This is a genomic window from Erwinia sp. JH02, assembly GCF_013074405.1.
Taxonomy (GTDB): Bacteria; Pseudomonadota; Gammaproteobacteria; order Enterobacterales; family Enterobacteriaceae; genus Erwinia; species Erwinia rhapontici.
In genome coordinates this window covers 191372-211763 of sequence record NZ_JABANZ010000001.1, presented here as the reverse complement: position 1 = coordinate 211763, position 20392 = coordinate 191372, and the positions used below count along the sequence as shown (strand labels likewise).

The 20392-nt window shown below is 54.8% G+C and carries 18 protein-coding genes, 1 pseudogene and 1 other annotated feature; of the genes and pseudogenes, 11 read left to right on the top strand and 8 right to left on the bottom strand.

Translation table 11 applies throughout. From position 1 onward, the window contains the following. Positions 1-2 precede the first annotated feature (2 nt). Both HHI26_RS00990 and HHI26_RS00985 read left to right on the top strand, forming a co-directional pair. Positions 3-1139, top strand: a complete 1137-nt coding sequence (locus HHI26_RS00990) for a VWA domain-containing protein (protein ID WP_133841905.1) — start codon at positions 3-5, stop codon at positions 1137-1139. A 5-nt stretch (positions 1140-1144) separates the two neighbouring features. Continuing rightward, positions 1145-3163, top strand: coding sequence for an SWIM zinc finger family protein (locus HHI26_RS00985; protein ID WP_171148681.1), 2019 nt, complete (start codon positions 1145-1147; stop codon positions 3161-3163). Positions 3164-3199: 36 nt separating this feature from the next. Here HHI26_RS00985 and sohB read toward each other — a convergent pair whose 3' ends face one another. Then, positions 3200-4249: a protease SohB gene (gene sohB, locus HHI26_RS00980; protein WP_133841904.1), complete on the bottom strand. Its 1050-nt coding sequence runs from the start codon at positions 4247-4249 to the stop codon at positions 3200-3202. A 220-nt stretch (positions 4250-4469) separates the two neighbouring features. Between sohB and HHI26_RS00975 the strand changes: the two genes are divergently transcribed. Both HHI26_RS00975 and cobO read left to right on the top strand, forming a co-directional pair. Next, positions 4470-5231 (top strand): YciK family oxidoreductase, encoded by a 762-nt coding sequence (locus tag HHI26_RS00975; protein ID WP_133841903.1) that lies wholly within the window; start codon positions 4470-4472, stop codon positions 5229-5231. Then, positions 5231-5824, top strand: coding sequence for a cob(I)yrinic acid a,c-diamide adenosyltransferase (cobO, locus tag HHI26_RS00970; protein ID WP_133841902.1), 594 nt, complete (start codon positions 5231-5233; stop codon positions 5822-5824). The genes HHI26_RS00975 and cobO overlap by 1 nt, the downstream gene beginning before the upstream one ends. A 62-nt stretch (positions 5825-5886) precedes the next feature. Here cobO and rluB read toward each other — a convergent pair whose 3' ends face one another. The 4 genes from rluB to HHI26_RS00950 form a co-directional block, all read right to left on the bottom strand. Then, positions 5887-6780: a 23S rRNA pseudouridine(2605) synthase RluB gene (gene rluB / locus HHI26_RS00965; RefSeq protein ID WP_159336557.1), complete on the bottom strand. Its 894-nt coding sequence runs from the start codon at positions 6778-6780 to the stop codon at positions 5887-5889. A gap of 203 nt (positions 6781-6983) precedes the next feature. Next, positions 6984-7409: a glutaredoxin-dependent arsenate reductase gene (arsC, locus tag HHI26_RS00960; protein ID WP_133842147.1), complete on the bottom strand. Its 426-nt coding sequence runs from the start codon at positions 7407-7409 to the stop codon at positions 6984-6986. Between the two features lie 13 nt (positions 7410-7422). Beyond that, positions 7423-8712, bottom strand: coding sequence for an arsenic transporter (locus HHI26_RS00955; RefSeq protein ID WP_171148410.1), 1290 nt, complete (start codon positions 8710-8712; stop codon positions 7423-7425). Positions 8713-8766: 54 nt separating this feature from the next. Continuing rightward, complete coding sequence (locus tag HHI26_RS00950) at positions 8767-9090, bottom strand: metalloregulator ArsR/SmtB family transcription factor (RefSeq protein WP_272952604.1); 324 nt, start codon at positions 9088-9090, stop codon at positions 8767-8769. A 922-nt stretch (positions 9091-10012) separates the two neighbouring features. Between HHI26_RS00950 and HHI26_RS00945 the strand changes: the two genes are divergently transcribed. Further along, positions 10013-10639: a serine protease gene (locus HHI26_RS00945; RefSeq protein ID WP_159336556.1), complete on the top strand. Its 627-nt coding sequence runs from the start codon at positions 10013-10015 to the stop codon at positions 10637-10639. Positions 10640-10695: 56 nt separating this feature from the next. Here HHI26_RS00945 and HHI26_RS00940 read toward each other — a convergent pair whose 3' ends face one another. Together HHI26_RS00940 and HHI26_RS00935 are read right to left on the bottom strand one after the other, a co-directional pair. Then, complete coding sequence (locus HHI26_RS00940) at positions 10696-11316, bottom strand: L-threonylcarbamoyladenylate synthase (protein WP_133841897.1); 621 nt, start codon at positions 11314-11316, stop codon at positions 10696-10698. Then, complete coding sequence (locus HHI26_RS00935) at positions 11316-12227, bottom strand: PHP domain-containing protein (protein ID WP_167863801.1); 912 nt, start codon at positions 12225-12227, stop codon at positions 11316-11318. Before HHI26_RS00935 ends, HHI26_RS00940 begins: the two co-directional genes overlap by 1 nt. A 156-nt stretch (positions 12228-12383) precedes the next feature. Then, positions 12384-12482, top strand: a sequence feature (Trp leader region). Between the two features lie 23 nt (positions 12483-12505). On the opposite strand from HHI26_RS00935, the gene HHI26_RS00930 reads away from it, so the two are divergent. From HHI26_RS00930 to HHI26_RS00900, 6 genes and pseudogenes are all read left to right on the top strand, one after another. After that, entirely contained in the window at positions 12506-14068 is a 1563-nt protein-coding gene (locus tag HHI26_RS00930; protein WP_133841895.1) for an anthranilate synthase component 1, read from the top strand. Then, positions 14068-15659, top strand: a pseudogene (gene trpD / locus HHI26_RS25405) (bifunctional anthranilate synthase glutamate amidotransferase component TrpG/anthranilate phosphoribosyltransferase TrpD). The gene HHI26_RS00930 and the pseudogene trpD overlap by 1 nt, the downstream one beginning before the upstream one ends. A gap of 2 nt (positions 15660-15661) precedes the next feature. Beyond that, a complete protein-coding gene (trpCF, locus tag HHI26_RS00915; RefSeq protein WP_133841892.1) occupies positions 15662-17023 on the top strand; it encodes a bifunctional indole-3-glycerol-phosphate synthase TrpC/phosphoribosylanthranilate isomerase TrpF in 1362 nt (453 codons plus the stop codon). Between the two features lie 14 nt (positions 17024-17037). Then, entirely contained in the window at positions 17038-18228 is a 1191-nt protein-coding gene (trpB, locus tag HHI26_RS00910; RefSeq protein ID WP_133841891.1) for a tryptophan synthase subunit beta, read from the top strand. Continuing rightward, complete coding sequence (gene trpA / locus HHI26_RS00905; RefSeq protein ID WP_133841890.1) at positions 18228-19034, top strand: tryptophan synthase subunit alpha; 807 nt, start codon at positions 18228-18230, stop codon at positions 19032-19034. Before trpB ends, trpA begins: the two co-directional genes overlap by 1 nt. Positions 19035-19185: 151 nt before the next feature. Then, a complete protein-coding gene (locus HHI26_RS00900) occupies positions 19186-19500 on the top strand; it encodes a BON domain-containing protein (protein WP_133841889.1) in 315 nt (104 codons plus the stop codon). Between the two features lie 62 nt (positions 19501-19562). On the opposite strand, the gene ompW is transcribed toward HHI26_RS00900, so the two are convergent. Beyond that, positions 19563-20198, bottom strand: coding sequence for an outer membrane protein OmpW (gene ompW, locus HHI26_RS00895; RefSeq protein WP_133841888.1), 636 nt, complete (start codon positions 20196-20198; stop codon positions 19563-19565). Between the last annotated feature and the right edge of the window lie 194 nt (positions 20199-20392).

The following is a 20392-nucleotide window of genomic DNA, read 5'->3' as shown; positions in this document are numbered from 1 at the left end:
GGATGCCTGAACTCTCCGATATGTTAACCAGCACTGAGCTACAACGCTGGCGGCTGATGCTCGGTGAGGCTGCGGAAAGCAGTCTCGGCGGGCTTGATGAACATGCCCGCGCGGTGGATAACGCCCTGGAGTGGCTGTACGGTCGCGATCCGCAGCGCCTGCAACGCGGTGAGCGCCACGGCGGCAGCGAGGGATCGCAGCTCACCACCCCGCAATGGATCAACGCCATCCATCAACTGTTCCCTGCAGAGGTGATTGAACGGCTGGAAAGTGACGCCGTATTGCGCTTCGGCATCGATGATGTGGTCACCAACATTGAGGTACTGGAACGCATCGCCCCCTCTGAGGGCCTGCTGCGCGCGGTGTTGCACACCAAACACCTGATGAATCCACAGGTGTTACAGGCCGCCCGACGTCTGGTGCGTCAGGTGGTGGAACAGATTATGGCGCGGCTGGCGACTGAGGTCCGGCAGGCGTTTTCCGGCACCCGCGACCGCCGACGCCGATCGCCGGTGGCCATTGCCCGTAACTTCGATTTTAAAGGCACACTGCGTGATAACCTGCACCGCTGGGACCCACAGCGCGGACGGCTGTTTATTGAATCCCCGGTCTTTATGAGTCGGGTAAAACGCCACAGCGAGAAATGGCAGCTCATTTTGCTGGTCGATCAGAGCGGATCGATGGTGGATTCGGTGATCCACTCCGCCGTGATGGCCGCCTGTCTCTGGCAGCTACCAGGGATCCGTACCCATCTGGTGGCATTCGACACCAGCGTAGTGGATCTGACGGCTGACGTGCAGGACCCGGTTGACCTGCTGATGAAAGTTCAGTTGGGTGGCGGCACCGATATTGGTAAAGCCGTGCAGTATGCGCGGCAGCTGATCGAACAGCCGCAAAAAAGCGCGATTGTACTGGTCAGCGATTTCTTCGAAGGCGGATCCCCCTCACTGTTGATCAACCAGGTCAGGCAGTGTGTGCAGAGCGGCAGCAAAGTGCTGGGACTGGCCGCACTCGACAGTAAAGCCGCCCCCAGCTATGACCGTGATATGGCCCAACGGCTGGTCAATGCCGGGGCACAGATTGCAGCCATGACGCCGGGTGAACTGGCGGCCTGGCTGGCGGAGAACCTGCAATCATGAGTGAGATGCTACGCAGCGAGCTGCTCGAACTGACCCCGCAGGCGTTAATCGCCCTCAGCAATGCGGGTTTCGTTAAACGCAGCCAGAAAGAGATCGCCGCCGGAAATCTGCCCTCGTTCAGCGATAAGGACGGCGTGCTGACAGCGCAGTTTAGCGATGGCATCCAGACCAGGTTGAGCCAGGGTCAGGCATTGAAAGAAGCACAGTGTAGCTGTGGGGCCAGCAACATGTGCCGCCATCGGGTTATGCTGGTGCTCGGCTATCAACAACGGTGTGCCACTGAAGCGCCAGTCCCCGCCGCCTCTGTCCGCTGGCAGCCCGGCGAGTGGCTGGCGGAACTACGCTCACTGCCTGCAGCAACGCTAAAACGCGCACAGCAGCTGGCTGATAAAGGGCTGGTGATAGAACTCCAGTGCGAACCCGGAAAGGTGCCCGCAGCGAAACTGCCGATGAGCGATGTGCGTTTTTTTTCACGCAGCAGCATGCAGTTTGCCCGTTGCGACTGCGTTGAAGGCACGCTGTGCGAACATATCATTCTCGCGGTGCAGGCCTTTGCCGCGGCCGAAGCACAGCATCCGGGTTTTGAACACCTCGTCTGGCAATTACAGGGCGAACGGCAGGATGATGTGACTGACCTGGCGGAGAGTGAAGGCAATCTGGCAGAGCTTTGTCACCTGAGCCACCAGCTATGGAGCCGTGGGCTCAGCCAGCCTTCTGTCACCTTTGCTCCGCTACTGACTCAGGCACAACGCAGCGCTCAGCAGGCCAACTGGCGTTGGGTGACACTGTCACTCCAGCAAATGACTGAAGGGATCGACCACTTTCACCAACGTGCATCCCATTATCGTGCCGGGCCGTTTCTCAGTCAGTTATCCGGGTTAACGGCTCGCGTGCTGGCTGCCCGCGAGATGGCACGCGTGGCCTCGGAGGGCAAAACGCCCGCACAGCCCTGGCGCAACATTGTTGGCCTCGGGATTCAGGATCGGGTCAAACTCGACCATCTGCGGCTGGTATCACTCGGCATGGATTGCTGGCAGGACGACCAGCATTACGCGGTACGCATCTGGTTTACCGATCCGGATACGGGCAGCGTTCTGCATCTGTCCCGCCAGTGGCCGCTGGCTGAACAGCAAAATGCACCTGGCTGGCAGCGCCGTATTGCGGGTTTCCAGGCTTCAATCCTGGCAGGTGGGCAAATCATCTCGCAGGCGGCACAGCGCGATGCGCGCGGGGAATTACACCTGGCGGCGCGCGATCGTCTGACTAGCGTCGCGCCCCTGACGCCCTCGGCATGGGAGATGCCCGAGTTTCCCCTTTGCCAGCCGGGTGTCGAAGCCCTGCGGCACCATCTGCAACAACGCCCGCCCGCTTTCACCCGACCACTTAGCCACAGTGATAGCCTGTTTATCCTGCCGCTGGGTGAATGTCTGGATATCCGCTGGGATGCCGGGCGACAAACGCTGGAAGCTGATGTTATCAGCGGTGCAGGTGAAGAAAATGTTCTGCGGTTATCACTGAGTGCATCGCCTTCGGCCCCACGCGCCATTGACTGTCTGACGGCCCTGCTGCAACAGCAGGATGATCCGCCCTGCAAGGTCTCCGGTCGGGTATCGGTGGTGGACGGTGTTCTGGTGCTGGAACCGCTGGTGATCATGACGCGCCAGCGTGCCTGGGTGCTGAATGCCGGGAACCCGCCATCTCAGGCGCTGCCCGCCAGCGCATCTCCTCCGGCATTACCGCTGCCTCTGGCCCTGCTACAGCAGTGCCAGCAGATGCTGATCCAGTGGCTACACAACGGGTTGTGCCACCAGGAACAGCGTGCCTGTCGTGAAGCGGAAACGCTGGCGCAGGCGCTGAATGGATGTGGCTTTGAACGGCTGGCACGTCTGCTGCGTCATCTGCCTGCATTACTGGCGGGTACGGATCATGAGCGGCTGGTGAATACGCTGAACGCGATTGTGTTGCTGCGGGATGAACTGGAACAACAGTGTCTGCTGACGCCGCAGGACGCGAACGCCCGTTAAACAGTATCACGCCCGCTAACGCGGGCGTGATGAGGATTACAGCAGTGGTTTATCACCACGCTGCCAGAGGCGCAGCAGCAAACGTTCAACGCTACCCGTCGCGCTATCAGTAAAGCGGCTCATCACCCCTTTGCGGCGCGCATAACGCACCCCAATCACTTGGTGTTTCTCCATCTGAGCGATGATCAGGTCATCACTGGTGCTGATGGCATCAACCAGACCTTTATCCAGCGCTTGCGTCCCGTACCAGTGCTCCCCGGTCGCGACACTGTCAATATCCAGCGAAGGACGCATCTGGTGTACAAACTGCTTAAACAGCAGGTGCGTTTCATTCAGGTCCTCACGGAATTTCTCGCGTCCCTGCTCGGTATTCTCACCAAACAGCGTCAGCGTACGTTTGTATTCCCCGGCCGTGTGCAGCTCAACGTCAATCTCATTGCGCTTCAGCAGACGGTTAAAGTTAGGGATTTGCGCCACCACGCCAATGGATCCGATGATCGAGAACGGAGCGGCAACGATACGATCCGCCACACAGGCCATCATATAACCGCCGCTCGCCGCCACTTTATCAACGGCCACCGTCAGCGGGATTTTCTTCTCACGCAGGCGCTGAAGCTGAGAGGCTGCCAGGCCGTAACCATGCACCACGCCGCCTGGGCTTTCCAGACGCAGCAGGACTTCATCCCCGGCCGTCGCCACCGCCATGACCGCCGACACCTCCTCACGCAGCGAGGAGACTTCACCGGCATCCATGCTGCCTTTGAAATCGATCACATACAGCGTGGGTTTCGTCGCTGCCGGTGGACGCCCCAGCTTCGCCTGCTGTTTGGCGGTTTTTGCCTCCAGCTTCTCTTTTTTCTTCTGCTCTTTGTGCCACAGTTTTTGCTGTAACGGCTTCATCTTCGCCAGCCGCATCGTATCCTGCATTTCCGTGTAGCGTTCATCCAGGTGGGTCAGTTTTAGCTGGCCGCTCTGGGCGCGTTTCCGCATGGCAAGATTAGCGATCACCACGGCGATGGCCACAATCGCCACCACAACGGTGACGGTTTTTGCCAGAAAAAGTCCATAATAAGAGAGTAAGTCCACTCAAACCGCCTTGATTTACATTATGTTAGAGATTGACTTATTGTAGCGGAGTCGCGCTCAGGAGTCGCCTGCTGACGTGACTTCACCGTAAATCCGGGCAGCGCGATTGAACTCATCACCGTTTTCAGGCATAAATCACTTTATTCAATCCGTGCAAAGGCTTACGCCAACCAGGATCATCAGCCCGCGGATATCATCCCCATCGCCAGAGGATCTTTACGTGCATTATCAACCGAAAAGCGATCTGCTTAATCACCGAATTATTCTTGTGACCGGCGCCAGCGATGGCATCGGGCGCGAGGCCGCCCTCTCCTATGCCCGCTACGGCGCGCAGGTGGTGCTACTGGGCCGCAATGCCGAAAAACTGCAACGGGTCTGTGATGAAGTGAATCAGCACAGCAAAGCCCCGGCGTTGTGGTTTACTCTCGATCTGGAAACTGCGACGCCGGAAAGCTGCCATCAGCTGGCACAGTCGGTAGCAGCAGAGGTGCCGCGCCTGGACGGCGTGCTGCATAACGCCGGGTTGTTAGGTGACGTCGTACCGATGGATCAGCAGGACCCGGCGACCTGGCAGCAGGTAATGCGCGTCAATATCGACGGCACGTTTTTCCTGACCCAGGCCCTGCTGCCGCTGCTGCTGAAGTCCGATGCTGCTTCGCTGGTGTTCACCTCTTCCAGCGTTGGCCGCCAGGGGCGTGCAGGCTGGGGTGCCTATTCGGTGTCGAAGTTTGCCACCGAAGGCATGATGCAGGTGCTTGCCGAAGAGTACGATGCACGCCAGCTACGGGTGAACTGCATAAATCCCGGAGGCACTCGCACCAAAATGCGCGCCAGTGCCTTCCCACAGGAAGATGCCAATAAGCTGAAAACCCCTGCCGACATTATGCCGCTTTATCTCTGGCTGATGGGTGATGACAGTAAACGTAAAACCGGGATCAGCTTTGATGCGCAGCCTGGACGTAAACCAGGAGCAGCAGAATAATGGCCGCAGAAGATCGTCATCAACAGCGCCAGCAGCGACTGAAAGAGCAGGTGGACGCGCGCATTGCGGCGGCGACCGATGTTCGCGGTATTCTGATGGTATTTACTGGTAACGGTAAAGGAAAAACCACGGCGGCGTTTGGCACCGCCACGCGTGCCGTCGGGCATCAGAAGCGTGTCGGCGTCATCCAGTTTATCAAAGGCGAATGGCCCAACGGTGAGCGTAACCTGCTGGAGCCTCATGGCGTAGAGTTTCAGGTGATGTCCACCGGATTTACCTGGGACACGCAAAACCGTGAAACGGACACCGCCGCCTGCCTGAGCGTGTGGCAGCATGGCAAACGCATGTTGCAGGATCCCACGCTGGACCTGGTGGTGCTGGATGAACTGACCTATATGGTGAGTTTTGACTATCTGCCGCTGGAAGAGGTGCTTGAGGCATTGCAACAACGCCCTGTTCATCAGAGTGTGATTATCACTGGCCGCGGCTGTCATCGGGAGATTCTGGAGCAGGCGGATACCGTCAGTGAAATGCGCCCGGTTAAGCATGCCTTTGATGCCGGGATCCAGGCACAGCAGGGCATAGACTGGTAAGCGCTATAACGCAAAAGGGACCCGAAGGTCCCTTTTGACATCACACACTGCATCACGCAACGTTAGCCTTGCTGACGCTTAGACGAGCGGCGATTGCTGCCCGGCTTGCTGGCTTTGGTGGTCGTGGTGGTATGACGCTTAACCGCACGGCGGATCTGGTTCGCTTTAGTACGGCGGCGATCTTTTTCCACCGCGACTTTGGTAACCGTTTCCGGCGCCAGACCCACCAGCTCACGCAGGTAGTTGGTCGGCTGGAGTTCCAGCTCTGTCCAGCCGCCACGCGGCAGACCTTTCGGCAGGTCGATATCGCCATAGCGGATACGGATCAGACGGCTCACCTGCACACCGACCGCTTCCCACAGACGACGAACTTCACGGTTGCGCCCTTCGGTCAGCGTGACGTTGTACCACTGGTTAATCCCTTCCCCGCCCGTAAACTTCAGGGTTTTAAAGGCTGCCGGGCCGTCTTCTAACTGCACGCCACGGCTCAGCTGTTTGATCTTCTCGTCATCGACGGCACCAAATACGCGGACGGCATATTCGCGCTCAACTTCACGGCTCGGGTGCATCAGGCGGTTTGCCAGTTCACCATCGGTAGTGAACAACAGCAGACCACAGGTGTTCACATCCAGACGGCCAACGGCCACCCAGCGTGCACCGCGCAGCTTCGGCAGACGGTCAAATACCGTTGGACGGCCTTCCGGGTCATTACGGGTACAAAGCTCGCCTTCCGGCTTGTAATACGCCAGTACGCGGCAGACTTCGGCAATGGATTCACTGACAGGAACAATATGGCCGTCAACACGGATCTTCATTGAGGCACTTGGCTCAACACGGTCACCCAGTGTGGCCAGCTTGCCATCAACGCTGACGCGTCCGGCAGAGATCAGGGTTTCGATTTCACGACGGGAACCGTGCCCGGCGCGTGCTAAAACTTTTTGTAATTTCTCGCTCATGGAGCTACCTCTGTGTCGCCTTCCCAGGCGTCATGGTGAAAACAGAATTTCTTTTGTTTTCAATAACTTAAAGTGTGTATCGCGTGTCATTATACAGCCTTTTTACTGCGGTGTAACCTTCTTACACCGCGCAGGCCCAAAAAAAGCCCTACACCTCGTCCCCATAACCCGTGCGACCCATTGAAAGAGTGAGCATTGTTGGACTACACCAGCCGCTTTCCTTGTTTGTCGATCAGTTTTTCACCCCCTTCCTTGCTGAATTCGCCCTGCTGCGGGTCTGGCAATATTTCAAGAACGATTTCTGACGGCCTGCATAACCGCGTGCCAATCGGTGTGACAACAATCGGGCGATTAATCAGGATCGGATATGTCAGCATGGATGCAATCAATTCATCATCGCTGAAGCGCTCTTCGGCTAATCCCAGTTGCTCGTAAGGTTCCACGTTCTGACGAAGCAATGCACGGGGGCTAATCTGCATTGCAGTGATCAACTGTACGAGCTTATCGCGATCGGGCGGTGTCTCCAGATAGAGAATAATTGTTGGTTCAACACCGCTATTACGAATCAGCGCCAGCGTGTTACGTGATGTTCCACAGGCCGGATTATGGTAGAGGGTAATATCTGTCATGTTCATTCTCATCTCATTGGGTCAGCGCCAGACGCAAAGCCAGCGCACTCAGGGTGACAAGCAACACGGGCAGTGTCATCACCACGCCAACCCGGAAGTAGTAACCCCAGCTAATCTTGATGTTTTTCTGGTCGAGTACATGCAACCAAAGTAACGTCGCCAGACTTCCAATCGGTGTAATTTTCGGCCCCAGATCGCAGCCAATAATGTTGGCGTAAATCATAGCTTCTTTGATGACACCTTCCGCCGCGCTTGCGTCGATTGAGAGCGCGCCGATCAAAACAGTGGGCATATTGTTCATCACTGATGAAAGCATCGCCGTGACCAGCCCAGTACCAAAGGTGGCACTCCACAACCCCCCGTTTGCGAAGGTATTTAACAGTGAGGTGAGATACTGGGTGAGGCCCGCATTTTTCAGACCGTAGACAACCAAGTACATCCCCGGTGAGAAAATAACAATCTGCCACGGTGCACCGCGTAGCACTTTCCCGGTGTTAATGGCATGGCCGCGTTTAGCCACAACAAACAGAATGAGCGCACCAGACGCAGCTATAGCACTCACGGGAATGCCGAGCGGCTCAAGCAGGAAGAAGCCAACCAACAGCAGAACCAACACCAGCCAGCCCATTTTGAATGTCGCTGGGTCTTTGATGGCATTCGCAGGAGATTTCAACAGTGAAAGATCGTAGGTAGCGGGAATGTCTTTACGGAAGAAAAGATGAAGGACAATCAGCGTGGCAATGATAGCGGCGAGATCAACCGGCACCATGACTGACGCATAGTCACTAAACCCCAGTTGGAAAAAATCTGCAGAAACGATATTAACGAGATTGGAGACTATCAGCGGCACACTGGCTGTGTCAGCGATAAACCCGGCTGCCATAACGAAAGCCAGTGTTGTTCCTTTGCTAAAACCTAATGCCAGCAGCATAGCGATAACAATGGGTGTCAGAATGAGCGCAGCACCATCATTAGCAAATAGCGCGGCCACCGCAGCACCTAACAGCACAATATACGTAAAAAGCAACCGCCCTCGCCCGTTACCCCATTTGGCAACATGCAACGCACACCATTCAAAAAATCCTGATTCGTCCAACAGCAGGCTGATGATGATTACTGCGATAAATGCAGCCGTTGCGTTCCAGACGATATGCCAGACAGCCGGAATGTCATTCAACTGAATGACTCCGGTCACCAACGCAAGCACTGCACCTATTGACGCTGTCCAGCCAATGCTAAGCCCGCGAGGCTGCCAGATAACCAACACGATGGTCAGGATAAATATTGCGCCTGCGAGTAACATTGAAATCTCCCACCTCGAAAAAATACATACGTTTTTGTGAATGCGTTTTTGCGATCAGCTGCACACATTAGCGTTAGCGTTTTTGAGTGATTCACGTACTTCCTCACGCTGACTGCTCCATGCGGTATCAATAATCGAGGCAGCCCATGCCGGCATATGAGGTGAAAGACGATAATGAACCCATTTGCCCTCACGGCGATCCAGCACTAATCCTGCATCACGTAACAGGGCAATATGCCTGGAAATTTTCGGCTGCGACTGGTTTGTCACTGCGCAAAGGTCGCACACACACAACTCTCCCGCTTCCCGTAACAGCAAAATAATGGTTGTCCGCGTTTCGTCGGCAAGCAATTTGAAAAGTTGAACAGGATGCATAATCAAACGTTCCAGTGAAAACAAGACAAATATGATAATTCATATATGTTAAAAGTAAAAGTGGATTTCAATCACTGGAAAATTTCCTATGCCAGCATTTCCAGCCCTTGATGCTGAACACGTTGATCTGTTCTTCTCAGGGAAAAATGCTGGCAGTGACGCAGTTTGCGGCGGGTCGCCGTCGTTCAACGCCGTCAATCAGGCAAAGATTTGATTGCTCCCCGTGCCATTGGTCATCAAACCCAAAGGACGCAGTGCGTGACCGCGCCATTTTCATTACATTTAAAAGACTTAACAGTTACCCACCTGAATGAAAGTATAAATACTTATCATTTAGCGTATTTTTCATTCATTCGTTAAAAAATGAATTAACCGAAATAACAGCAGGTTACTGCCTTACACTCCCCTTATTTGTTGAACCTTTCAGCCCGCACCAGGCCTGGCGCCAGCCCGAAAATCCCGTATCTACGCGTGAACACCAGCCCGCCACTCCAGTTTTTTTGATTTTTTTAGTTTCAAATACCAGACTGAAACTATTTTACATTATATCATGCTGCCATAATCACTATCAGCCGAGGATACAGGAGAATAAATACCAAATATTCAGTTAATTTACACAGCAGGTTGGGTTAATTCTGGATTATCCGGCATATTAAGATTAAGGCTCAGATATTAATTTGCTCAACTTATAAGTTTGTGTAGAATTCACTCAGGCAGAAGAGCGCCATATAAATAGATAGTTAAATAGATATTATAAATACACGTTTAACGTGAACATAAAAACTTCGTTTTTCTTTTCGTTGTTAGCAGTAAACGGGAGTGAATGCTCCTGAAAAAATACGCTGAGTCACACTCGGCATCGGCATTACACGTCATTACTCCTCACCAGGGATTTTACTGACGTGTCCGACAAAATGTGATTATTATGAAAATTAAAAACACCCTGCCGGCGTTGGCATTGCTAATGCTGACCGGCTGCTCTGTAGGCAAATATGACTACAGCAGCGAAGCTATGAAACGCGTAGATATGAACTTTACCGGCATTCCGACCATTCTCGGCATCGGCGCGCTGGGCACCAGTATCCCTATCACCCCGGAGTACAGCCTGACTGCAGCGCATGTGGCAAAGCTTTCCGTACAGAAAGTGAAGGCCTATCACCCTTACTGCGACCTGGCGATCATCTACCACAAGAACGACATCAAAACGCTGCCGAAATTTCGCGACGGTGCCATTGGCGAGTCAGTGAAAATGTACGGTTACAGCTTTATTTCCGCCATGCCCGTTGAATCAGCAGGCGTCAATCTGGCTCTGACGGGAATCCGCAATGAATGGAATAAACGACCTTGCGTAGCGATGGCATCCAATGCTGGCGTGGTAAAAGGCATGTCGGGGGGGGCGGTTTATAATAGCGATGACACCATTGGTGGCGTCATTGTTGGCTTTACTAGCGAAATAAAAAGACCGCGTAAATCTCCAGTTCCGCTTAAGGATGTTTCACTGTATATCCCGTATAAGGATTTTAAAGAGTGGCTGGGCAAATCAACATCGTAATAACAATGAATGAGAATAAATAACAGGCCCATTCTCAGCGGCCTGTTATTTAACGCTTAGAGAAAGGGTTGAATATCGCCCACACCCTCGCGGATCACTTCCGGGGTATTTTCCGTTAAATCAATGACGGTGGTTGGCTGCTGCCCGAGATACCCGCCATGAATAATCAAGTCCACCAGCTTGCCAATTTCATCCTGGATCGCTTCCGGATCGGACTCGGTAAAGTCATTTCCCGGCAGCATCAGTGACGTCGACATCATCGGCTCATTCAGTGCTTCCAGCAGTTCCAGCGCAATCGGGTTTGAGGGGACACGCAGACCGATCGTCTTACGTTTCTCGCTCATCAGACGGCGTGGCACCTCTTTGGTTGCCTTCAGAATAAACGTGTAGTTCCCCGGCGTGTTGTTCTTGATCAGGCGAAATGCGGTGTTGTCTACGTGCGCATAGGTCGACAGCTCTGAGAGATCACGACACATCAGGGTAAAGTTATGGTTCCCATCCAGCTGACGAATGCGACAGATACGCTCCATCGCACTTTTATCTTCCAGCTTACAGCCCAGTGCATAGCCAGAATCCGTCGGATAGACAATCACACTGCCCTTGTTGAGCATTTCAACCGCCTGCTTGATCAGACGCGGCTGGGGATTATCCGGATGAATATAGAAAAATTGACTCATTACACACCTCTTGTTTGCGCTTCACTGCCACAAACCTGATTGACAATTTCAGGAAAACGGTGCCATACCGCTTCGACACCGCCCGGCAGCCACAATTTTTTTCCCAGTTCAATCCAGGGACAGGCCTGATGGAAGTCAGAACCCTGCGAGGCCGCTAACTGGTAGTCCTGCGCATAGCGTGCCAGCTGCTGACGCTCATTGGGCGCCTGCTGACACTGAGCCACTTCCATCGCCTCGCCGCCCTGCTCACTGAAGTGAGCCAGCAGACGTTTCAGCCATTTTGCCGACAGACCGTAGCGGCCGGGATGGGCTACCACGGCACGGCCACCTGAATGATGAATGGCATCAATAGCTTGTTTAATTGTACACCACTGTGGCGGGGCATAACCGGTTTTGCCACGTGCCAGATAATTTTTGAATACCTGCTGCATGGTGTCCGCTTTACCGGCGTTAATCAGAAAGCGGGCAAAATGCCCGCGCGTCACGGCACCGCCTTCTGCCAGCGCCAGCGCACCCGCTAATGCACCGGGGATATGCGCTTTTTCCAGCCGTTCAGCGATCAGTTCCGCACGCGCCAGACGGCGCTGCCCCTGTTCAGCCAGGAAGGCCACCATCTGTGGGTGGTCAATATCAATACCCAGGCCAACGATATGGATTTCATGGTTCTCCCACAGCGTTGAGATCTCCACGCCATTGATCAACTGCAACGGCAACGCATGACGTGCAATCGCTTCACGCGCGGGTTTAATGCCCTCCGTTGTATCGTGGTCGGTGATGGCCAGCACGCCCACGCGCTGTTCCACCGCACGCATAACCAGTTGCTCCGGGGTCAGTAACCCGTCGGAAGCCCGCGTGTGGCTGTGAAGATCGTAGATAGGGAAAGCGCTGAGTGAGGCGGCAACTGCGGTCAAAACGACTCCGGGAAAGACAGAAAAATATCGCAGCATGATACCGACATTTTGCCCTAAGGGAAAAAGAGTATTGACTTTTCCCCCTCGAACCAGTTAACTAGTACGCAAGTTCACAAGCAAGGTATCTGTATCATGACGTATTCATTCTCTCTGATGACTGGTTGGTGGCGTACTTCTCCCTGAAAGGGCGAGGTTGTCATGCACGGTCAATACGTAGTGCAGATACTCAAGCCCGCCTGATGCGGGCTTTTTTTTGAGCAAAAAACAGAGAACATCACATGCAAAATGCCAAACCTACAGTGAAGTTGATTACCGGCAACGCACCTTACCGCGAAGATCCGGCCGCTGTTTTTCATCAGCTGTGTGCCGCCCGTTCCGAGACTCTGCTGCTGGAATCTGCGGACGTTGACAGCAAGCGCAACCTGAAAAGCCTGCTGATTGTGGATAGCGCCCTGCGCATTAGCGCCCTCGATAACCGGGTACAGGTGCAGGCACTGTCTGAGAATGGTCGCGCACTCCTGCCGCTGCTGGATGCCGCGCTGCCCGAATCGGTTGAGAACAGCGTGCGCCCGGATGGCCGCGAACTGGTGTTCCCGATTAATCACGCTTTCCTCGATGAGGACGCCAATCTTCGTGCGCTGTCGGTCTTTGATGCATTACGCCTGATCCCACAGCTGGTTAATGCCCCGGCAGAAGAGCGTGAAGCCGTGTTGCTCGGCGGCCTGTTTGCTTATGATCTGGTGGCAGGTTTTGAGTCACTGCCGGAATTAAAGAATGAACAGCGCTGCCCGGATTACTGCTTCTATCTGGCAGAAACGCTGCTGGTGATTGACCATCAGACGCAAAGCGCGCGACTGCAGGCCAGCCTTTTCACCCATTCACCTTCAGAATTTATGCGCCTGCAAAGCCGCATTGAGCAGTTGCACGGTCAGATGCTGCAGCCTGCCAGCGCACTGCCGGTGAAGACCGTCGAAAGCATGACGCTCAGCGTCAGCCAGAGCGATGAGGATTACTGCCAGGTGGTGCGCCAGATGCAGGATGCGATCCGCATCGGCGAAATCTTCCAGGTGGTGCCATCCCGTCGCTTCTCACTGCCCTGCCCGTCCCCGCTGGCCGCCTATGACACGCTGAAGAACAGTAACCCAAGCCCGTATATGTTCTTTATGCAGGATCGCGAGTTCAGCCTGTTTGGCGCTTCGCCGGAAAGCTCACTCAAGTATGACGCCACCAGCAACCAGATTGAAATCTACCCGATTGCCGGCACCCGCCCACGCGGCCGCCATGCGGATGGCTCACTGGATCGCGACCTCGACAGCCGCATCGAGCTGGAAATGCGCACTGACCATAAAGAGATGGCCGAGCATCTGATGCTGGTTGACCTCGCCCGTAACGATCTGGCGCGTATCTGTGAGCCGGGAACGCGTTATGTGGCAGACCTGACCAAAGTTGACCGTTACACCTTTGTCATGCATCTGGTCTCCCGCGTGGTCGGCCAGCTGCGTGCGGATATTGACGTGCTGCACGCTTACCGTGCCTGCATGAACATGGGCACGCTGAGCGGCGCACCGAAAGTCCGCGCTATGCAGCTGATTGCAAAAGCCGAAGGCACCCGTCGCGGCAGCTACGGTGGCGCCGTTGGTTACTTCACCGCCAGCGGCGATCTGGATACCTGCATTGTGATTCGCTCTGCCTACGTCGAAGACGGCGTAGCAACGGTTCAGGCCGGTGCCGGGGTGGTTCTGGATTCCAATCCGCAGGCGGAAGCGGATGAAAGCCGTAATAAGGCGCGCGCGGTTCTGCGTGCCATCGCGACAGCGCACCACAGCAAGGAGATGTTCTGATGGCCGATATTCTGCTGCTCGATAACTTCGACTCATTTACCTACAACCTCGTCGACCAGTTACGTGCCTTTGGCCATAACGTGGTGATTTACCGTAACAACGTCCCGGCGGACCAGCTGATTGCCCGTTTGCAGCAGATGGAAAACCCGGTCCTGATGCTTTCTCCCGGTCCGGGCGCACCGTCAGAAGCGGGCTGTATGCCAGCGCTGTTACAGGCCTTACGCGGCCAGTTGCCGATTATCGGTATCTGCCTCGGCCATCAGGCGATTGTTGAAGCCTATGGCGGTCACGTGGGTCAGGCGGGCGAAATCCTGCACGGCAAAGCCTCTGCGATTGATCATGACGATCAGGGCATGTTTGCCGGGCTGAACAACCCGTTACCGGTAGCACGCTACCACTCGCTGGTCGGCAGCAATATTCCCGATGGATTAACGGTTAACGCCACCTATAACGGCATGGTGATGGCCGTCCGTGATGACGCCAACCGTGTCTGTGGCTTCCAGTTCCATCCGGAATCTATTCTTACCAGCCAGGGCGCACGCCTGCTGGAACAAACTCTTGCCTGGGCGCTGGCGTGATCAAGGAGACAGCAATGAACATTATTCTGGAAAAATTATACCAGGCCGAGATCCTGACGCAGGCAGAAAGCCACCAGCTGTTTTCGGCGATTATTACCGGGCAGCTGGAGCCAACCCAGCTGGCGGGAGCGCTGATCGCCATGAAAATCCGTGGTGAACGTCCTCAGGAGATTGCCGGGGCAGCCACCGCCTTGTTAGAAGACGCTAAACCTTTCCCGCGCCCGGACTATCCGTTTGCGGATATTGTCGGGACCGGCGGTGACGGCAGTAACAGCATTAATATTTCCACCGCCAGCGCATTTGTTGCCGCCGCGTGCGGATTGAAGGTGGCGAAGCACGGTAACCGCAGTGTTTCCAGTAAATCGGGTTCGTCAGATTTGCTGGCCGCTTTCGGTATCAGCCTGGATTTACCCGCAGTGCAGGCACGCCAGGCACTGGATGATTTAAACGTGTGTTTCCTGTTTGCCCCTCAGTATCACAGCGGTTTTCGCCATGCGATGCCGGTGCGTAAAGAACTGAAGACGCGTACCATCTTTAACGTGCTCGGCCCGTTGATTAACCCGGCACGTCCGCCGCTGGCAGTGATCGGTGTTTACAGCCCGGAGCTGGTGCTGCCGATTGCTCAGACGTTGAAAGTGCTGGGTTACCAGCGTGCGGCAGTCGTGCATGGCGGGGGGATGGATGAAGTGGCTCTGCACAGCGCCACTCATGTGGCCGAACTGCGTGACGGCGAGATCACCAGCTATCAGTTAACGGCTGAAGATTTTGGCCTGAGCTACCATCCGCAAGAGGCGCTGGCCGGGGGTTCACCGGAAGAAAACCGTGACATTTTAACCCGTTTACTCCAGGGTAATGGCGAGCTGGCGCACGAAGAAGCCGTCGCGGCAAACGTCGCCCTGTTGCTGAAAATTTTTGGTCATGAAGACTTACGACACAATGCCCAACAGGCGCTGAAAACCATTCGCAGCGGCAAAGCCTACGAGCACGTGGTCGCACTGGCAGCAAGAGGATAATCATGCAGGAAACCGTACTCACTAAAATCGTTCAGGATAAAGCAATCTGGCTGGCAGAACGTCAGCAGCAGCAGCCGCTGGCCACCTTTCAGAACGACATCACACCCTCCACGCGCAGCTTTTACGATGCGCTGAAAGGTGCGCGCACCGTCTTTATTCTGGAATGTAAGAAGGCTTCGCCCTCAAAGGGCGTGATCCGTGAAGACTTTGACCCGGCGGTGATTGCCGGCGTGTATAAGCATTATGCCTCTGCCATTTCGGTGCTGACGGATGAGAAATACTTCCAGGGAAGCTTCGATTTTCTGCCGATCGTCAGCAGTATTGTCACCCAGCCGGTACTGTGCAAAGACTTTATTATTGACCCGTATCAGATCTACCTGGCGCGCCATTACCAGGCCGATGCCATCCTGCTGATGCTCTCCGTGCTGAACGACGATCAGTATCGCCAGCTGGCTGCCGTGGCGCACAGCCTGAACATGGGCGTCCTGACGGAAGTGATCAGCGATGAAGAGCTGGAACGCGCCACCGCGCTGGGTGCCAAAGTGGTCGGCATTAATAACCGTGACCTGCGCGATCTCTCCATCGATCTGGACCGCACCCGCCGCCTGGCACCGAAAGTGGCGCATGGCGTCACGGTGATCAGCGAGTCCGGCATCAACAATTATGCGCAAGTGCGCGAACTGAGCCACTTTGCTAACGGCTTCCTGATTGGCTCGGCGCTGATGTCAGAAGATGACCTGGCTGCCGCCGTGCGTCGGGTGATTATCGGCGATAACAAAGTCTGCGGCCTGACGCGTGCCGAAGATGCCCGCAACGCGCTGGAGGCAGGTGCACTGTATGGCGGCCTGATCTTCGCCGAGGGTTCCCCTCGCCAGCTCAGTATCGAACAGGCTCAGCAGATTATCCCTGCCGCTGCACTGAAGTATGTCGGCGTGTTCCGTAATAATGTCATCAGTGACGTTGTCACCTGTGCGCAGCAGCTGAATCTCTCCGCCGTACAGTTGCACGGCGACGAAGACCGCGACTACGTCAGCCAGTTACGCAGCCAGCTACCGGAAACGGTAAAAATCTGGAAAGCGTTCAGCATCAGCGACAGCCTGCCTGACCGTGACTGGGCTGGCGTTGACCGCTACGTCTTCGACCACGGAAACGGGGGCAGCGGTCAGGCGTTTGACTGGTCACTGCTTGCCAACCAGTCGCTGGACAATGTGCTGCTGGCCGGTGGTCTGGGTGCAGAAAATTGCGTACAGGCGGCACAGCTTGGCTGTGCGGGCCTCGACTTTAACTCCGGCGTGGAAAGTGCCCCTGGAGTGAAAGATGCCGGTAAAATTGCTTCCGTGTTTCAGACACTGAAAGCCTACTGATAAAGAGAAACGACATGACCCGATTAAATCCGTATTTTGGTGAGTTTGGCGGCATGTATGTGCCGCAGATCCTGATGCCTGCACTGCTCCAACTGGAAGATGCCTTTATCAGCGCTCAGAGCGACCCGGCGTTCCAGGCGGAATTTACTGACCTGCTGAAAAACTATGCTGGCCGCCCTACCGCACTTACGCTGTGCAAAAACCTGACGGCAGGCACCAAAACCCGCCTGTATCTGAAGCGTGAAGACCTGCTGCACGGCGGCGCGCACAAAACTAACCAGGTGTTGGGCCAGGCACTGCTGGCGAAACGCATGGGGAAAAAGGAGATTATCGCTGAGACGGGTGCCGGTCAGCATGGCGTGGCGTCTGCACTTGCCAGCGCACTGCTTGGCCTGAAATGCCGCATCTATATGGGCGCGAAAGATATCGAACGCCAGTCTCCTAACGTATTCCGTATGAAGCTGATGGGTGCGGAAGTGATCCCGGTTCACAGCGGTTCCTCAACGCTGAAAGATGCCTGTAACGAAGCGCTGCGCGACTGGTCGGGCAGCTATGAAACCGCTCACTATATGCTGGGTACCGCAGCGGGCCCGCATCCGTTCCCGACCATCGTGCGTGAGTTCCAGCGCATGATTGGTGAAGAGACCAAAGCGCAGATTCTGGAAAAAGAGGGTCGCCTGCCGGATGCGTTGATTGCCTGTGTGGGTGGCGGCTCTAACGCCATCGGTATGTTTGCTGATTTTATTGATGACACCAGCGTTGGCCTGATTGGCGTTGAACCGGCGGGGCACGGGATTGAAAGCGGCGAGCACGGCGCGCCACTGAAGCATGGCCGCGTGGGCATCTATTTCGGGATGAAAGCCCCCATGATGCAAACCCACGATGGCCAGATTGAAGAGTCTTACTCTATTTCTGCCGGTCTCGACTTCCCGTCCGTCGGCCCTCAGCACGCCTATCTCAACAGCATTGGCCGCGCTGATTACGTTTCTATTACGGATGACGAAGCGCTGGATGCCTTTAAAACACTGTGCCGCAGCGAAGGGATTATCCCTGCGCTGGAATCGTCACACGCGCTGGCCCATGCCCTGAAAATGATGCGTGAAAACCCTGAGAAAGAGCAACTGCTGGTGGTGAATCTTTCCGGCCGTGGTGACAAAGACATCTTCACCGTGCATGACATCTTTACCGCTAAGGGAGAAATCTGATGGAACGTTACGACCTCTGTTTTAAACGCCTGGCAGAACGTAAAGAAGGCGCTTTCGTGCCTTTCGTTACCCTCGGTGACCCGAATCCTGAGCTGTCATTGCAGATTATTGATGCGCTGGTGGCCGGAGGCGCGGACGCCCTTGAACTCGGCATCCCCTTCTCTGATCCGCTGGCAGATGGCCCGACCATTCAGAATGCCAATCTGCGCGCCTTCGCCTCCGGTGTGACGCCATCACAATGCTTCGAGATGCTGGCCGCCATTCGTCAGAAATACCCGGAACTGCCGATTGGCCTGCTGATGTACGCGAACCTGGTGTTCTCAAACGGCATCGATAATTTCTATGCACGCTGCCAGCAGGCGGGTGTTGATTCCGTGCTGATTGCGGATGTACCGGTGGAGGAGTCCGCCCCCTTCCGTCAGGCGGCCATGCGTCATAACGTCGCCCCGATCTTTATCTGCCCACCGAACGCCAGTGACGATCTGCTGCGTGAAATCGCCTCACACGGGCGCGGTTATACCTACCTGCTGTCACGTGCTGGCGTCACCGGCTCCGAAACCCGTGCCAATCTGCCGTTGAAACATCTGGTCGATAAGCTGCGCGAATACCACGCCGCGCCTGCCTTACAGGGCTTTGGCATTTCTGAACCTTCACAGGTTAAAGAAGCGATCGCGTCCGGTGCCGCCGGGGCGATTTCAGGCTCGGCAATTGTCAAAATCATTGAGCGGAACGCCTCCCACCCCGACGTGATGCTGAAAGAGCTGACTGCCTTTGCCAGCTCACTGAAGGCCGCCACCCGCAGCTAATCTCTGTTAATGCCTTATTCCTGTGATAAGGCATTATTTTCTTTCTGTTTGTCACAATCCTGATTTGCTTTCTTTCCTTCTGTGAACAACTATTATTGTGAACCGCAATCACGCGGATGACTGCCTTTTGATGATGACAGGGAGAGATGCAATGAAATTGTTTAAAGTCTTATCGGGTATGGTTATTGCCGCTGTTGTGGCACTGTCCGTCAGCGCCTGCGCGCCTACGGCAACCAAAGAAGGTACTGGCGGGTATATTGACGATACGGTAGTAACGACTAAGGTGAAAGCCGGGTTGCTGAATGATAAATCACTGAAGTCCACGGAAATCAACGTTGAGACCTTTAAAGGCCGCGTGCAGTTAAGTGGTTTTGTCAGTTCACCGCAGGCGGCAAACCGCGCCGTACAGGTCACACGTGGTGTGGCGGGTGTGAAATCGGTGGTAAACAATATGCAGATTAAGTAACGAACTGTATAAAAGAAAAAGGCGCGAACTTCGCGCCTTTCTTGTTTCTGGCCCAGACAGGCTTAGAAACGGTAACCCGCCCCGAAGAAGAACACGAACGGATTAATGTGTGTATCAATACTCTGATGACCTGCCGTCTGAGAGTCGAAACTGACTTTAGTATTAATATCCATGTACCACAGTGACGCATTCAGCATCCAGTCAGGCGTTAATTGATAATCCAGGCCTAACTGCCCCGCCACGCCCCAGGAGTTTTTCACTTTCAGGTTACTCAGCCCTGCCGCTCGCCCGGTGTCGTTAAAGTCCGTGTCATAGAACATGGTGTAGTTAACACCGATACCGGCATAAGGCTGCCATTTGCTGGTATTGCCCATGAAGTACCACTGTGCCATTAACGTTGGCGGCAGTTGATGAACCGTTGCCAGTGTTCCGGTGGCCTGGAGTCCAACGTGATGTTTGAACGGTGTGGCACCCAGCAACTCAATACCAATGTTGTCCGTCGCCATATAGGTAAAAGTCAGACCAAGCTGGGTATTGTTATCAATATCGAACTCCCCCAGCCCCATCACATTATCTGAGCCACCGGTCGGGCGCACAGTCGCTGAACCGGCGCGCATAAAGAAGTCCCCGGCTTCGTGGGCGGAGGCAACAGCAGGCAGTAGGGTAACAAGAGCCAGTGCCAGTGCTTTCAGTTTCATAACCATTCCTTTTGTCGAATTGTTGTCAGCATGTGGCCTGCTACGAGGCCTTAGTGCGAAATCACGAACATATTTACGCTTATTTACGCAAAAGGTCATGTGAATCAATCCGTATAAACTTGATAAAAAACATAGGGTTGATTTAGATCAATTTTGCCCAATTAACCCCGGGATTAATCTTAGTGATCCAGAGA

What these genes read in the sequence shown, in the direction of transcription:
- HHI26_RS00990 (WP_133841905.1), top strand. Translation starts at nt 3, where the DNA reads ATGCCTGAACTCTCCGATATGTTAACCAGCACTGAGCTACAACGCTGG.
- HHI26_RS00985 (WP_171148681.1), top strand. Translation starts at nt 1,145, where the DNA reads ATGCTACGCAGCGAGCTGCTCGAACTGACCCCGCAGGCGTTAATCGCC.
- cobO (WP_133841902.1), top strand. Translation starts at nt 5,231, where the DNA reads ATGGCCGCAGAAGATCGTCATCAACAGCGCCAGCAGCGACTGAAAGAG.
- rluB (WP_159336557.1), bottom strand. Translation starts at nt 6,780, where the DNA reads ATGAGCGAGAAATTACAAAAAGTTTTAGCACGCGCCGGGCACGGTTCC.
- arsC (WP_133842147.1), bottom strand. Translation starts at nt 7,409, where the DNA reads ATGACAGATATTACCCTCTACCATAATCCGGCCTGTGGAACATCACGT.
- HHI26_RS00955 (WP_171148410.1), bottom strand. Translation starts at nt 8,712, where the DNA reads ATGTTACTCGCAGGCGCAATATTTATCCTGACCATCGTGTTGGTTATC.
- HHI26_RS00945 (WP_159336556.1), top strand. Translation starts at nt 10,013, where the DNA reads ATGAAAATTAAAAACACCCTGCCGGCGTTGGCATTGCTAATGCTGACC.
- HHI26_RS00940 (WP_133841897.1), bottom strand. Translation starts at nt 11,316, where the DNA reads ATGAGTCAATTTTTCTATATTCATCCGGATAATCCCCAGCCGCGTCTG.
- HHI26_RS00930 (WP_133841895.1), top strand. Translation starts at nt 12,506, where the DNA reads ATGCAAAATGCCAAACCTACAGTGAAGTTGATTACCGGCAACGCACCT.
- trpCF (WP_133841892.1), top strand. Translation starts at nt 15,662, where the DNA reads ATGCAGGAAACCGTACTCACTAAAATCGTTCAGGATAAAGCAATCTGG.
- trpB (WP_133841891.1), top strand. Translation starts at nt 17,038, where the DNA reads ATGACCCGATTAAATCCGTATTTTGGTGAGTTTGGCGGCATGTATGTG.
- trpA (WP_133841890.1), top strand. Translation starts at nt 18,228, where the DNA reads ATGGAACGTTACGACCTCTGTTTTAAACGCCTGGCAGAACGTAAAGAA.
- HHI26_RS00900 (WP_133841889.1), top strand. Translation starts at nt 19,186, where the DNA reads ATGAAATTGTTTAAAGTCTTATCGGGTATGGTTATTGCCGCTGTTGTG.
- ompW (WP_133841888.1), bottom strand. Translation starts at nt 20,198, where the DNA reads ATGAAACTGAAAGCACTGGCACTGGCTCTTGTTACCCTACTGCCTGCT.